Below are 17,265 nucleotides of genomic sequence, written 5' to 3'. Positions count from 1 at the left end.
CTAACTTCATTTTTTAAAATTGGTTAATTTAGATGTTCTGTTTGTATAAAACACTAAATTAAGGATTTAGAGAGTCAATAAATAACAGGGGAGGGCTTTCTTTGCAATACAATAAGAATGAATTTCAAAAAACCAATGATAAAAAGATTCTACGAAAAGTAAAGAAACAATGGGTTGTCGTCTCATTAGCTTCATTTGCTTTTCTAGGTGGAACTTCACTGGCATTAATGTCACACGGAGTTTCTGCCCACGCTGATGATACTACCAAGAACAACACTGAAGTTGTTCAACCTAATAATAATCAGCAATCATCAAACCAACAATCTGATGATAATAAGCAAACTGCATCAAATAATGATCAACAAAATCAAAATGATGCTAACAAGGATAATGGTCAATCAACCAATAATAACGATAATCAAAAACAAAATGATAACAGCGACAACAAGTTATCAAATCGTTTAGGTGCAACCGATCAATCAAATAATCAAAATCAAACTACTGACATTGTTAACAACCAATCCGCTAATGATGCCGATAACTACCAAAAGCATTTACAAGGTAATGCCAAAGATTCAAATGATGCTAACAAGCAATACACCCAATCAATTAATCAAGGTGTTAACGATGCTTACAGTAATCGCAAAGCCGATAATGATGATATAACAGACAACAACAGCAAGGAACTTTACAGTGCGGCTTACGAAGGGGTCAATGCTGATCAATCCAAGAGCGTCTCAGACAACATGGCTAGTTCATCAATCGACGATATCAAGAAGGCAGCTGCCAATACTTCATCAATGCTATATATTGCTTACAAGTATGGTGTTGATTTTAGAAAGACTGCCGATGCCGCATTTAATGATGCGACAACTTCAGGATCAGATAATTACACCCAAGGAAGCAATCGTCCTAGTGCTGATTCCGGTTTACAATCAATGTACGATAATTCCTACATGGGTGTTAGAAACGCATTAAATCAACAATTTGATTCAAAGGATAAGTTTAACGTATCTGGATACGACGCCAAACCAGACGATAAAAATGTACCTGAAAACAATACTGATACAAGTGCTGCTCAATACAAGACAGCATTTAACAAGATGGTAAACGACTTCAATAACGGAATTGTTTACGCTAATAACAACAATCAATTCAATAGTGCCATGGTCGCTTCAGGAACCAACAGTATCCAAAAGATTGTTTTAACTAACAACATTAACTCAAGTGGAACTGTTACTAACCTAGGTAACCTAGTAATTGATGGTCAAAATAAATTCTCACTAAGTGGAACATACACATTTAACAAATCAGATAGTGGATCTGTTGTTAAGATTCAAAATGTTACTAGTTTAGCTAATCCATACGTTGTAAACGGAAATGGATTTGTTGAATACGATAACGTCAGATATAACGATACCTTTGACAATCTATTCAATCCAAATAATGGTAATGGTAACTATGTATTAGGTGCTAATGTCTATGCCTCTGACGCAACCACAAACAATGGTGTGATTACATATGCAGAAACATACAAGAACTTGAACCCATCCGGTGGTAAGTTTGTTGTCGGTGAAAACGGCCAATATGCATTTAACTCATTGATGGCTAACTACATCGTGTTCCAAGAAAACGCCAACGTTAACTTAAGCCCGGTTGAAATTGATAACTACGTTTACCAAAAGAGTTGGGGAAAGACTGTAAAGACTAACTACATTGATTCTACTATGATGCCTAGTTATGGAATTGTTGCTAACAACAACATTAACGTCCACAAGGGTGCCAAGGTAAACATTACTTTGAGTAATAATACCAATGGTATTCGTGTTGGAAATATTAATAATCCAGCTGATACCGGATCAGGTGATAGCGGAAATATCGTTATCAAAGGTACCGTTAACTTAGTTGTTCCAGATGGTGTTACACCAACTGCTTTGAACTCTAACTTGGTTAATGGTCCTAATAACACATCTTCTGTTGCTAGTGGATGGAACAACAAGCGAGCAGATGCTGTTGTTTGGCTAGGTCATGGAATGCAAATCCTAAGTGGTGGTGCATTCAACGTTGATGCTAAGATTCCAACCACTGCCAATGCCGGTTTGTACAACGCCTTTATTTATGGTCCATATTCAACCATGACTACTGGTGGTCGTAGAAATCAATCAAGCAGTAAGATTTTGGTTCTTCAAAACGGGACACTAAATGTCAACATGAATACTGGTTCAAAGGATCACCCAATTCGTGTTGCTTTCCTACCAATCGTTGCGTTTAACCCAAAGAAATTTAATTTAACACTAAACGTTACTCCAGGTTCTTCAATGGGAGCTGCCGGTCCAAAGTTAAGTCTTTCTTCAATTGATGTTTTCGGTGCTATTTTGGATCAAGAAAACATCGCAAGTATTAAGACTAATAGTGGTTACTTATTGAACCCATACATCTATCACTACCGTCGTAATGGTACTGCACTGGGTGAAAACGATGACAGTTTCAACAGTAGTGAAATTTTCCAAGATATTAACGGAACCACTAACGGATACAAGCCATCCGGTTCTGATAGTAGTAAGAAACGTTTTAGTTTCAGTTATCCATACACCTGGGGTGAAGTGCCAGATACAGGTGTAACTGTTAACGGTGTCAGCTTCGATCAAGCATTCAACTACTTACAATACTTTGTTCAATTGTATGAAGACATTATTGCAAGTAAGCAAGACTACAGTGATCAAGTCTTAAATGGAAACATTGTTAACCCAGATCCTAACCGTAGCGGTGCTTATAACCCAGAAAAGGCTAAAAACGGTGATAATCCAACTCAAGCTGAAATTAATACCGCGATTGCCAATGTCTGGAAGAATGATGTTAACAGAGCAATCAATTCAACTTACTACTTGAATGATACTAATAATAAAAATGCATTAAATACACAAAAATCTTACTTAAGTGGAAGTACATTCGCTGATTTAGCAGGGATGAGTAAGAGAGAACTTGCTAATAAACTTAAAAATATTAATGATTCCGATTTACCAAACATTATCATTAATATCGCTAAGGCGTTAGGACAAACGGTTGCGGGAATGTCTGATAACCAAAACGTTGTTAAGAGAATTAACGAAGCGTTTAATGGTAATACACCAAAGGTTATTTCAGGACAAAACGCCAGAAATGATACATCTATCGACTTTTCTGGTTCTCCATCAATTGAATTTAACCACAACATTCAAACATATCAAGATGCTAACGGTCACTATCATGCTAAATTTGAAGCAACATTAAACAATCCTGGTGACGATGCTAAAGAACATCAAGTAGAAGTTCACTACGTTACCGGTTCATTTGATGCCAAGTCAAATAATGGTGATGTTTACCGTAATATGTACAAGGCTAATAACAATAATGAAACATTAGCCCAAACCATCACATTGGATTCAAGCAATTCAACCACACTAAGTGATGGCAGCATTCGATTCAACGGTGATATCGATTTAGGTACTAAGCCAATCGATACTGTTGGAATTCGTTTGAATACATTCATGCAAACTGGTTTGGCAGACTGGCAAGGACCTGCATATCAACCAATTGCCAGTGTTTCAAGTTCACTTCGTCCTGGTAACAATAGTTACCAAACTAACGTTGAAGGATTCAACAGTGTTTGGACTCGTCTAGACAATGGACAAGAACTTAAGCTAAAGAGTAACTACGGTTCTGATAACGATATGCACTCAATTGCCGCAATGCCTACTGCACAAGGATTCTTGAAGAACATTAGTGGGATTTTGAATCACTTAAGCGATCGTGATACCAACGAAGCTCAATACTACACTAATAAGACTTCAAGTGATCCGTTACCAAGTCCAGAATATCGTGAATACCTAATTAATAATCAAAACATCACACCATTTGACGATTCATCATACAGTGGTGCAGATGCAAACAATAAGGAAACAAGTTTTGCAACAATCAGAGTTATCGCTTCTAACGGTGACAAGACTAGATTAGTTGGAATCACTAAGATGCCAGTCGATGCCATTTTAAATAACGGTTCATACGATACTTCTAACTACCAAGCGAAGACCGCATTTACCAAGTTAGCTAGTGATGTATCCAACAATAACAAGGGTTACACTCTTGATTTATCACAAACTCCAATGAAGCAATACGATAAATCTACTTATGATATTTATGTTCCTGACGTTCAATTTATTCAAGATGGATCTTTATTACCAATCGATACTCCTTCAGGAACTAAGATTCCGTTTAAGGGAATTGCTAAGATTGATAAGTCCAATGGAAACGTAATTGCAATTACTCCACAACTCCCTGGTTTTGCTGTTTCAGCTAATAATAGTGGTCTAAACACAGACAGTTATGGAATGTATACCGTTCAACCAGCTGTCGGTACCGCCACAGTTTACATCGATGATGCTAACGGTAACCCAACCGGATTGACCGCATCTGTTCAAGTTAAGGGTAACAGTGATGGCACAGTTAATGCTGTTCAACCAGTAAATGTTTCATCCGGTAAGAATGATGGTTTGCAATACACCATCGATAACAAGACTAAGATTGGAATTGTCACTGATGCAAAGGGTAATCCAACTTATCACGTTCAACTAACTGGTAATAGTGATAAGAAGTTCGTAAATGTTGTTACTCCTTCAGGTAGCACAGTTGATCAAGGTGGATACAGACGCCAAGATGCAGATGGTAGTCTTCACACAGTTACCTACCTACCAGGCTTCGATTCATCTGCCAATACCCAAACAACAGGGACAGGTGCTAATCAAAAAGATGTCGTTAAGCCATCTGCTAACCCGGTTAGTATCAAGATTCCAGTATATCAACCAGGTACCACTACTCAATTAATGGTTAATAATAAACCAGTCTATATTGAAGCATCTGCTCAAGGCCAAAATGATGGTACTTCAAAGATTACCGATATTAAAGGTAGGGGTATCTATAAGACGGACGATGGTAATAAGTATAAGGTAAGCGTTGGTGACAACGTTAAGGCCTACACTGATAATTCCGGTAATGTCATCGTTTATGCTGAAGGTCAAGTTGATAACGATGTTGTTACTAAGACTCCAGCCATTACTCCAGATGGCGTCGCTGTTGATGGTGGGGCAACCGTTATTAATAGTGATGGTACATTGACGATTAAACCTGGTATGCCAGGTTTTGATGGTAGTAACCCTGGTCAAATGAAAGGAAACAGTGCCGTTGTTACACCATCAGCTTCTCCAGTTCGTATTACCGTTCCTGTAATTAGTAGTGTTGATGGTAGTCACGTGGGTGTCATTCAAGTGGATGTTCAAGGTAATAACGATGGTCATTCATATGTTGTTTCAGTGGACAATCCATCTGACTTCAGAGACAGTAACGGTAATAAATACACGGTCAAGAAGGGTGATGTTCTAACCCCTCAATACAATGCCGGAAAAGTCACTGCATCAATTGTTGCTAAACCAGAACCTGTTGCAGATTACTCTGTAGAGGGTGTTACTGATAAGGGTAACGATGTTATTGCAGGAGCTACGATTAAGACCAAAGATGGGGTTAAGACATCAATATCTAACATGCCAGGTTTTGATGGTAGTACACCAGCCAATATGGATGCCACCGGTAGTGCTATCTTGACTCCTTCAAAGAGTCCGGTTCAAACCACTATTAATGTTTTAGATGCTAATACCGGTGACAACATTGGTACTATGGCTGTTCACGTTCAAGGTAATTCAGATGGTAATTCATACATTACATCTATTGATTCACCAAGTAACGCAACATTGACAAATGGTCACAATGGATACACTGTTACAACTGGAACTGCAATTGCTCCTGATATGAGCAAGCAAGGTGAATTCAATGTTTACGTTACCCCAAGTTATGTGGGTACTGAACAAGTTAATGCCGTAACTGATTCAGGCAACTCAATCAAGGGTGGTGCTACCATCTCAGCAAATGCTTCAGGTGGCAAACAAGCAACTGCTAACATGCCTGGTTTCGCACCATCTCCTAACGCACAATTCGATGGCAATGGTGATGCTATCTTAGAACCTGCGACCGCACCGGTTCAAACCAACGTGGACATTATCGATCAAGACTCTGGTCAAAAAGTCGGATCTGCAACCGTCATGGTTCAAGGTAACGAAGATGGTACTTCTCGCATTACCAGTGTTGTTAACGGCGGATTTGTCGGCATGCAAGACGCAAGCGGCAAGCACATTAGCTACACTGTTACTGCTGGTAGTGCAATTGACTTGAATAAGGATAGTCAAGGTAATTACACCCCAATCATTAACGTTGCTAAGAAAGAATTTAACTACAATACCGGTGATAAGGTACCAATCCAACGTGAAGATGGTACAATCCTTCCATTCTCAGGAACCATTAGCTATGACAAAGATGGTCATATGGTGGTAACACCTGATTTGCCAGGATACAATTCACAACAAAACGACAAGGATACAACATTTAATGTTACAACCAATAACACTCCTCAAGCAGTCAATGTTCACATTTACAATGCTTTGACCGGTCAAGATACAAACAAGGTTGTAAATGTTCTAATCACTGGTCACAATGACCCAAGAAAACAAGATAAGAAACCTGTATACATCGACATTACAGCATTATCTGATCAACAATCAGATGGCGTTGTGGCTGATAATACAGATACTACTAAACCAATTGCCAAGATTACCGATAGCGATGGTAACAAGTACACAATCAATAACGTTCTAACAGCAAATAAGGATGTATTGGTTCACGTTGCTTCAAATAGTAACGATTCAGATTACTACTACCTATCATTGCTTCCAGACGGTACTCCAGTTGACCAACAAACAGTTGACCTAGTAACCGCCAATGGTTCAAGTGTTGGTAAGGGTACTTACAACGCCAATACCGGTAACGGTAAACCATTCGTAACCCCTGATAATCCTGGCTTCACATCATCAACAGCTAAGAAGTACAGCGGCCAAGACAAATACATTGTTACACCAACTACTTCTCAAACTAACATTTCAGTAACTGACGGTAATGGTAATGTCATTAACAAGTCTGTCAGTGTAACTGTTAGTGGTGATGCTAACGGTAATACCACAATCACTAAGGTACCAAACAACGGTGTTGTTACCGGAAGTGATGGTAATACCTACCAAATCAACTCAGGTCAAACCATTCAACCAAATACACCAAACACTATTGGTGGTGGTTACAACACCACTGGTCAATTGATTGGAATGGGTAACGTTGCCGTTACATCTGACGGTCAAAAGACTAACTCAACTATCAGTAATCTTCCTGTAAATACCGATGCTGATGGTAGCCAAGTTGTTGCTAATAACACAACTAGTGCCGATGGCTCATACATCATCCCCGCAGGTTCAGTCGTTTCTACCAACGGTCAAAATCAACCAAGCGTTGATGGTCTACAATACAATCCAACTGATCAAACCGTCACAATCAACAATGTTCACTTTATGCATAAGGATAAAGACACCGGATTGACCGGTACCATTAAAGGAATTGTCGGTCCCGACGGTAAGATTAAGGTTGTTAACGATACCACATTAATTGGTAACAATAACGATGCCTACACTGCTAAGGCCAACACAATCGTTGAAAATACAGTTAATAATGGTGTTACCGAATACCACGTTCAAACTGTTGGACACAAGATTAGAAAAGATGTTCCAGCAATCGCCGGAGCTAACGGTCCATTAGTTAACAATGGTGCAACCGTTACTTATGACCCTAAGACAGGTGTAAAGACAGTTACATCTAACGTTGCTGGATTTGGTTTGGATAACGGTCAAAAGAGTGAAGAAATTCCTGCTAACACCAGCACCAGTCAATTCAAACTAACTCCAATTAAGGAAACAATTGACGGCGTTCACAATGACCAAAATGGACAAGACACTGGATCAACTACTGATCAACTACAAGTTCAAGGTCATGATGATGGTAGTGTGACTGTCATTTCAAATACTTCTTCAAAAAACGGCAAGTACGTCGTTCCAGCAGGTGCTAAGGTCACCAAGAATGCCGATGGTACTTACCATGCCGACTCGTTATCAAGAAACCCAGACGGTACTGTCACAATCCACAATGCTTCTTATGATGGTACTAACGGTACCAGTGTTGTTAAACCAGTTGTGGCTCATCTAAATGATGACGGTTCACTAACTGTTAATAGTGATACTGCCGTTGAAGACGGTAAGGGTAATGTCTATGTTGCCAAGAAGGGTAGCAAGATTACTCCGGTAGTTAACCCAGATGGATCAACTACTTATCACATTACTAGTCAAGTTCAACAACAAAATCAAGTCGTTCCTGCTAAGGCTGGTAAGAACGGTGGAACAATTCAAGGTGGAGCAATCATCCACACCAATCCAGACGGCACTAAGACAATCAAGTCTAACGTTCCTGGATTCACTGGTAACGACAATGTTTCATCCGATACAGACACAAGTCTTCCAGTATTAACTCCTGGTATTACCACATTACCAACTACTCACGCTGATGACGTTAATAGTAAGGATACTGGTAAGATAATTACCAACATGAGTGTTCAAGGACACGATGATGGTTCAGTTACTGTTGTTAAGAACACCAAGACTGACGATGGCTCAAACGTTGCAATGGCAAACTCACCAGTCACAATCAACACTGATGGAAGTTACCACGTTCAAACTCTTCCAATCGATAAGAATGGTAACGTTATGATTAACGAAGCAACAATTACCGATGAAAATGGTAAGAAACTAAACAGTCAACCAATCTACGCTAAGTTAAACGACGATGGTTCACTAACATTGAACCAACCATCTGATGGTGGAGTTCACACCATTACTCAAGATGGTTATGCATATCAAGCTAACAATGGTATTCCAGTCATTAAGACTGGTAATGGTTACCAAGCTAAGAGTGAAGACGATACCGCCAGAATTACCAACGCTACATTGATCGACGAAAAGGGTAATAAGGTTGATGGTACTGCATTAATCAATGTTGATAAATCAACTGGTAAGATTCTACCAAGTTCAGACTTATCAAACGTTGCCACACTAGGTGGTAACCACGAAGGATACCACATCAGCAATCCTGATACTCAAACTGTTGATTGGGGCGATGGTAATGGTAACGTCAACACCAATGCCTCCGTTAAGGTTGTTGAAAACTATCCATATGATTTCATTTCTGATGTGAAGTTCAAGAATTCATACACTGGTGAAGTCTTTACCGATGGTTCCAAGACATACCAATTAAAGGTTACTCATTCAGATGGAATGCCAATTAACTATGGTACAAAGGATGCTGCTAAGGCAATTAATGAATTACCTGATAACTATGTATACGATGCTGGCAAGAACATCATTGTTAACAAGAATAATGACGGCAGTTTTGAATATGTAATTCCGGTTGTTCCTACCAAGGCTGAACTACCAACAGCCATTATTGATGGTAAGGATAATCAAGAAAAGGCCATCACCAAGTTGCCTGTTAATACCAACGAAGATGGTACAATCACAACATCTAAGGATCACGTGGCTAAAGGGATGAATGATGACCCTAACTACTACTTTGTTCCAAAGGGTTCAAACGTTCGTCAAGAAGCCGATGGCACATACCATGCTGATGGATACACCATCCCCGCAAATCCAGATGGGACCTTCGACATTACCAATGGACAATACGACAAGGATGAAAACACTTCATACCCAGGTAAGATTACTGCCAATATTGATCCCGATACAGGCAAGATTACCATTGCTAAGGCTTCAGTAACTAAGGCTCCAGATGGCACAATCTACCAAGTAGATGAAGGTGAAGCAGTAAATCCTAAGTATGAAAATGGTGATGTTCAATATCACGTTGCCGCTCATGCTGTACCAGCAACTCAAAATATCCCTGCCAAGGCCGGTGCTAACAGTCAACGCATCGATAATGCTGCCACAGTCACAATCAACCCAGATAATGGTACTAAGACAATTGCTTCTAACATCCCAGGATTTGCTGGACAAAGCAATGTCCCAGTTGATCAAGATACTGGAAACGTCGTCTTAACACCAACTAACGATGTCATTAAGGGTGTTCACTTTAACGATGACGGCAAGGACACCGGTTCAACTGGTGACGTGCCTGTTAAGGGTAACCAAAATGGTGACATTGTGGTTACTAAGAACACTAAGTCAACTGATGGCAAGTACATGATTCCTGCTGGTTCAACCGTAACCAAGGGATCCGATGATAACTACCACGGCGATTCATTCCCAGTTAACCCAGATGGAACTATCAACATTCCAAATGGTAGTTATGACGCTTCAGACAAGACATCAGAAACCGGCAAGTTAATTGCTAAGGTTGACGATAATGGGAACATGACCGTTGCTAAAGGCAGTGTTACCAAGGATGACAAGGGGAATGTATATATTGCCTACAGTAATACACCAATTACTAAGTCAGTCGATCAAGATGGTAACGTTACTTACCATGTCAACGCTGAAAAGGTTGCTCAAAATCAATCTATTTCAGCAAAGACTGGTCAAAACGGTACTATAACTGATGGTGCAGCCAAGATTCATGTTAACGATGACGGTAGCAAGACCGTTGTTTCAAACGTTCCTGGTTTTAAAGGATACGATATTCCTGAAGGACAACCAGTGCCAAACCCAGTTGTCTTAACACCAAGTGCCCAAAACATTAATGGTGTTCACATGGATGACATCAACGGAAATGACACCGGTGAAACTGCTGACAACCTACCAGTTATTGGCCAAGATGATGGTTCAATTAAGACCACCAAGTCAATCACCACTCCAGACGGTAAGATTATCCTTGCTAATACCAAGGTAACCAAGGACAAGGATGGCAACTGGCACGCTCAATCATACCCATACGATGCAGGTAACAGACAAGTAACCTTATCACAACTTCCAATCAAGGATGATAAAGGGAACGTAATCGACCATCAAGATGTTGTTGCCAATGTGGATTTAGCAAACGGAACACTTTCCGTTGCCAACCCACAAGGTGTTCACGCAACTACAAGCACCGATGCATATCAAGCTGATGCTGGAAACCCAATCGTTTCAGACAACAATCATTTGTATGTAAATACCTACAACGATACTGCCGTGATTCATAACGCCACATTGATTGACGTTAACAACAATGCCAACGTCGGTAGCGGCATGGTTAGAGTCGATAAGACTACCGGTAACGTCTTGATTGCCGACTTACCATCAACTGGTGGTAACCAAAATGCAGGATTCCACGTTTATGATCCAACTGGTCAAACTGTTCAATGGAGTGACGAAACTGGCAACGTTAACGACAATGCAATTGTCCGTGTTACCGACAACGCACCATACCACGCAAACAACCACGTTAAGTTCATAAACATTTACAACAACCAAGTCTTTACAGATAACACTAACAACCCATCAGTTAAGGTTAACGATGATGATTTACTACCAATTTTTGCTGGTGGTTCAAATGCTGCTCAAGCTGTAACTGGCATTCCAAGTGGATACAGCTACGCCAAGGGTAAGCAAATTATCGTTCAACAAACTAATAATGATGATGACAGTGATAAAGACAAGCGTACCTACATTGTTCCAGTTGTTCCAGCACAAGGGGAAATCACCAATGCTAGTGTCTTGGATCAAAAAGGTGACATTAAGGTCGACCACAGTCAATCATTACCTGTTGTAACTAACGATGATGGTTCAATTAACACCACTAAGGATGTTATCGCCAAGGGAAAGGATGGCAACTACTACGTCATTACGAAGAACACATCGGTTGTTCCAAACAGTTCTGGTGATGGTAGTTACACTGCTCAAGGTAGCAAGTTGACCACCAACACAGATGGAACTGTTAACATCGATAACGCTCACTTAGATGACAAGGCTGATCCTTCCAAGTCCGTTATCAGTGATGTTTCAGCCAACGTTGATCCATCAAATGGCACTATGACCGTTAATAAGACCACCGTTGTCACTGATCCAACCGATTCAACAAAGGCATACCAAGTAAATCCAGGTGATCCAATTACCATTACTAAGGATGCTAACGGTGAACCTGAATACCATATTCCAGCTACGATTATTGAACAAGATAAGAAGGTTAACGCTCAAGTTGGTCAAAACGGTTCGGTTCAAGATGGCGCTGCTACTATTCATGTCAATAAAGACGGTAGCAAGACAGTCATTTCCAACGTTCCTGGATTTACCGGTGACACCATTCCAAATGGTGAACCACTACCAACTAACCCAGTATTGAAACCAACTACTGGTACCATCGATAATGTTCATATCCTAGACAACGATGGTAAGGATACTGGTTCAGCCATTGATAAACTTCCAATTCAAGGTCAAAGCGATGGCACAATTAAGGTAACTCAACCTGTAACTACTCCAAACGGTAGAATCATTTTACCTGGTAGTGAAGTCATCAAGGATAGCAATGGTAACTGGACAGTTCCATCATATCCATATGATGCAGGTACTCGTCAGGTAACATTGCCAAACGTTGCCGTTAAGGACGAAAAAGGCAACGTTATCGGAGTTCGTGATGTTCATGCCAACATCGACTTGAACAAGGGAACGATGACTTTAGCCGATGACCAAGGAGTTCACATTGTTAAGGGCAAGCAAGCATATCAAGCTAATGCTGGTACAGAAATTAATAATGACAATGGTTCATACTCATTGAATGCCAAGGATGATACCGCAGTAATCAATAATGCAACATTGATTGATAACAACAATGGTGTTCCTAATGGTAACGGTAAGGTTGTTATCGATAAGACTACTGGTCATGTCTTAGATGCTAACTTGCCTAGTGGTGGATATGAAAATAACGGTTACCACGTATATCAACCATCAACACAAGTTGTTGATTGGATGGATAACAACGGTAATGTTGATCCAAATGCTAAAGTTGTAATTGCTGATAACTCTCCATATTCAGCAAGACAAAACGTTCAATTTATTGATATTTATACCAATAAACCAGTTTCTGCCGATACCACTAAGTACTTTATCTACGCAAACGATAAGGATAATACTCCTATCTATGCAGGTAGTGCTGACGCTTACAAGGCTGTTTCGGCAATTCCTGATGGCTACAAGTATGCGACTGGTAGACAAATTCAAGTCGTTGCTGATCCAACAAACCCAGCTAAGAGTTTGTATCAAGTACCAATTTACCCATCCAAGGGTGAAATTGATAACGCCTCAGTATACGACCAAGCTGGTAGAGTTCAAGTAGACCACGGTCAAAAACTACCAGTAACCACCGACGATAACGGTAATATCACCACAAGTGATAACGTCATTGTTAAGGGTAAAGATGGCAACTACTACATTATTCCAAGCGGTTCAAACGTTAACATGAACCCAGGTGACAATTCATATGAAGCTGTTGGTAATAAGTTGCCTTCACCAAGTGATGGTATCGTCAATATCGCCAATGCTCACTACGATGACAAAGACGATAAGACTAATTCAGTAATTGGCCCTGTAACCGCTAAGGTCGATCCAGATAAGGGTACAATGACAGTTGATAAGACCGCCGTTGTCACTGATCCAAACGACCCAACTAAGGCTTACCAAGTGAACGCCGGTGATTCAATTACCATCAAGCCAGACGGAAAAGGTGGAGTTGAATACCATGTGGATGCCACTCCAATTGCTCAAGATAAAACAATCGATGCTCAATTAGGTGACAATGGTAAGACTCAACCAAATGGTGCCAAGGTTCATTACAACAGTGATGGTACTAAGGATATCGTTTCAAACGTCCCTGGATACACTGGTCAAACTGGACTTCCAAACGATGCTGATACTAGTCATGCTAAGTTGACTCCAGTTAACGATGTTGCTCACGACGTATCATTTGATACTGACAAGAAGGCCACTGGTTCCACTGGTGACGTTCAAGTCAAGGGTGATGATAAAGGTAATATCATTGTGACTCAAAACACCAAGTCAACCGATGGTAAGTACATGATTCCTAAGGGAAGCAACATTACCAAGGGTGACGATGGCAAGTACCACGGTGATTCATTACCAGTCAACGAAGACGGTACCGTAACTATCAATAACGCTAACGTTAACGATAGTAAGGGTGATACTAAGGCTCATAAGGACTTAGTTGCCAAAGTTGATGATCAAGGTAACATCACAACTGCCAAGGATGAAGTTGCTAAGGGTGATGATGGTTATGACTACATCATTCCAGCATGTTCGCCTGTAACTAAGAACGAAACAACAGGCCAATACCAAGTAAACGGAAGTCCACTTCCAATCAAGGATGGTCAAGTAACAATTGATAATGCTCACTATGATGACAAACTAGAACCAGGTAAGGGTGTCATTAACAGTATTGTGGCAAACATCGATGACAACACTGGTAAGCTAACCGTAAGCAAAGACACTGTAGTACCTGATCCAAGTGACCCAGGTCGTGTTTACAAGGCCACTGCCGGTGACCCAATTATTATTAAGTCCGATGGTAAGGGTGGAGTTGAATACCACATTGATGCAACTCCAATCATCCAAGACGAAAAGGTTCCAGCACAACCAGGTAAGAACGGTAAGGTTCAACCTGGTGCCGCAACTATTCACTACAATAGCGATGGTACTAAGGATGTTATCTCAAACGTTCCCGGTTTTACTGGTCAAACTAACGTACCAGCTAGTCAAGATACCACTAAGCCAGTATTAACACCAACTCAAGGAACAGCTTCTGATGTTCATTTTGATAGTGATGGAAAGGATACCGGTGCTAAGGCCGACTTACCAGTTAAGGGTGATGATGATGGTAACGTCGTTGTAACCAAGACTACTAAGTCAACTGATGGTAAGCATGTAATTCCTGCCGGAACCGTCATAACCAAGAATGATGATGGTACTTACCACGGTGATTCACTATCAATCGATGAGAACGGTAATGTTAATATTAAAAACGCTAATGTTGTCGATGCAAATGGTCAACTACAAGCTCAAACTGACTTGTCTGCTAAGATTGATGACGATGGGAACATCGCCACAACCAAGACCAAGTTGATTAAGGGTAACGATGGTAACTACTACATGGTTCCAGCTGGTTCAACAGTAACTAAGAACAAGGATACCGGTGCTTACCAAGTAAATGGTAATAAGATTCCAGCCAACGCCGACGGGACTCTAAACATTGATAATGCATTCTTCGATGACAAGAATGATAAGACAAAGTCAGTAATTGGACCTGTAACAGCTAAGGTTGATCCAAATACCGGTGACCTAACAGTTGCTAAGACATCCGTTGTAACTGATCCAACTATTCCGCACCATGCTTACCAAGCTGATGCTGGTGAACCAATTACAATTGAAGTTGATAAGAATAACAACGTTTCATACCATGTTGCTGCAACCTTAATTCAACAAGATGAACAAGAACCTGCTCAACCTGGTGAAAAAGCTAAATCAATTGATGATGCCGCAACTATTCATATCAATAGAGATGGTAGCGAAACAATTGAATCCAATATCCCAGGTTATTCCGGAACAACTATTCCAGAAGGTCAAACAGTACCAAGCAATCCAGTGTTGTCACCTGTTAATGATGAAATTAACCATGTTCATTTCAACCACGGTGGTCAAGATACTCAATCAATTGGTAACATCCCAGTTAAGGGTGACGGTAATGGATCAATTATCGTAACTAAGCCAACTCGTTCAAGTGATAATAAGTACTTGGTACCTGCTGGGGCAACAGTTAACAAGAATCAAGATGGAAGCTACCATGTTGAGTCATTCCCAATCAACGCTGACGGCACAATTACAATTGACAATGCGCACCTCGATGCCAGTGATAACACCTATGTAATTGGAAAAGTGGTCGCCAAGCTTGATGGCAACGGTAACTTGATTGTTCAACACAAGTCAGTTGTTAATAATGGCGATGGTTATAATTACACTGCTAATGAAAATACAATCATTAAGGTAGTTGTTAATGGTGATGGTACAACAGCCATGCATGTAGTTGCAGTTAAGACTCGTGCAGGTGAATCACCTGAATCTGCAGGTAGAAGCCGTGCTGCTAAGTTATTACCTGTTGAAAACTTGAAGCACAAGGATGCTGACTATGTATCTAGATACATGAAAGCATACAAGGCCGAATTGAAGAGAAAGGCTCCTTCATATGTATACAGTGTGAAGGGACTATACCTACACAGTTCAACTCACTTCACAATCAAGAATCGTGTGAAGGGTTACGCTAAGAAACCAAGAAGATTAGCACATGTCTTCAAGGTTAGAGGCGTTGTTCTAGATCATAACAAGTACCCACGCCTAAAGGTTAATGGTGGTTACATCTACTTCAACAAGAATATTAGGGATGCATACTACCGTACTAACCATCCATTATTCCGTGTCATTAGAAAGACTGGAGTATTGGTACACACAGACAAGAAGTTCCATTACGGCAAGAGACGTGTAATTAGACTTCGTCATGGTGCATTAATCCACGTTAAGAAGGTTGTTAAGTATTACAGCATTACTCGTCTATACATTGGTAATGGCCAATATGTAACTTCTAACAAGACCTATGTTGCGCTTGCTAAGAAGAAGAGAGCACCACTTTACGTTTACTGGACAAACAAACGTGGAGTTTACGTAAATACTCACTTCACTCGCAAGAATGCCGTTAAGTACTTCACCAAGAGACCAAGAAATAAAGCTAACGCATACAAGGTATTGAGAATAGTCAAGACTAAGAACGGTACTAAGTACCGCATCAAGCACGGCTACATCAATGCTAAGGGCACAATTCCAGCATATTACGTTCGTCGTACTAAGCTAATTCGTGTCATCAGAAATAGGGGCATCTTAGTTCACAACGCTAAGAAGTTCACTAAGCGAAATACGGTTAAGCATTTCAGAAAGAACGCATTGATCCGAGTACAAAGCGTAGCGAGATTCTATGGAATTACCAGATTCTATATTGGACACGGTGAATATATCACATCCAATAAAACTTGGGTAAAGACAAATAAGTAAAATAAACCCGTTAGGAAAAACCTAACGGGTTTATTTTTTATACATTTGTTTAAAAATTGCTTTTTGCAGAGCACATTTCTGGCAAAAATATTAAGGAATCATTTATTTGTTTAAGATTTTATAAAACTAATCGTTAATACACGATTTAATATAATTATTGATATATTATATTCATTGTATAAAAAAACGATTTTTACTATTACTTGTTAGATTAACG

At 40.1% G+C, this 17,265-nt stretch carries 1 protein-coding gene; it reads left to right on the top strand.

Translation table 11 applies throughout. From position 1 onward, the window contains the following. Window positions 1-101 precede the first annotated feature (101 nt). Window positions 102-17,048 (top strand): DUF5776 domain-containing protein, encoded by a 16,947-nt coding sequence (locus KTJ72_RS05415; protein ID WP_217304323.1) that lies wholly within the window; start codon window positions 102-104, stop codon window positions 17,046-17,048. Window positions 17,049-17,265: the final 217 nt, after the last annotated feature.

It is taken from the genome of Apilactobacillus waqarii (assembly GCF_019061205.1).
GTDB lineage: Bacteria > Bacillota > Bacilli > Lactobacillales > Lactobacillaceae > Apilactobacillus > Apilactobacillus waqarii.
Note: the sequence above shows the minus strand (reverse complement) of the source record. Positions and strands in the feature narration are given on the sequence as shown.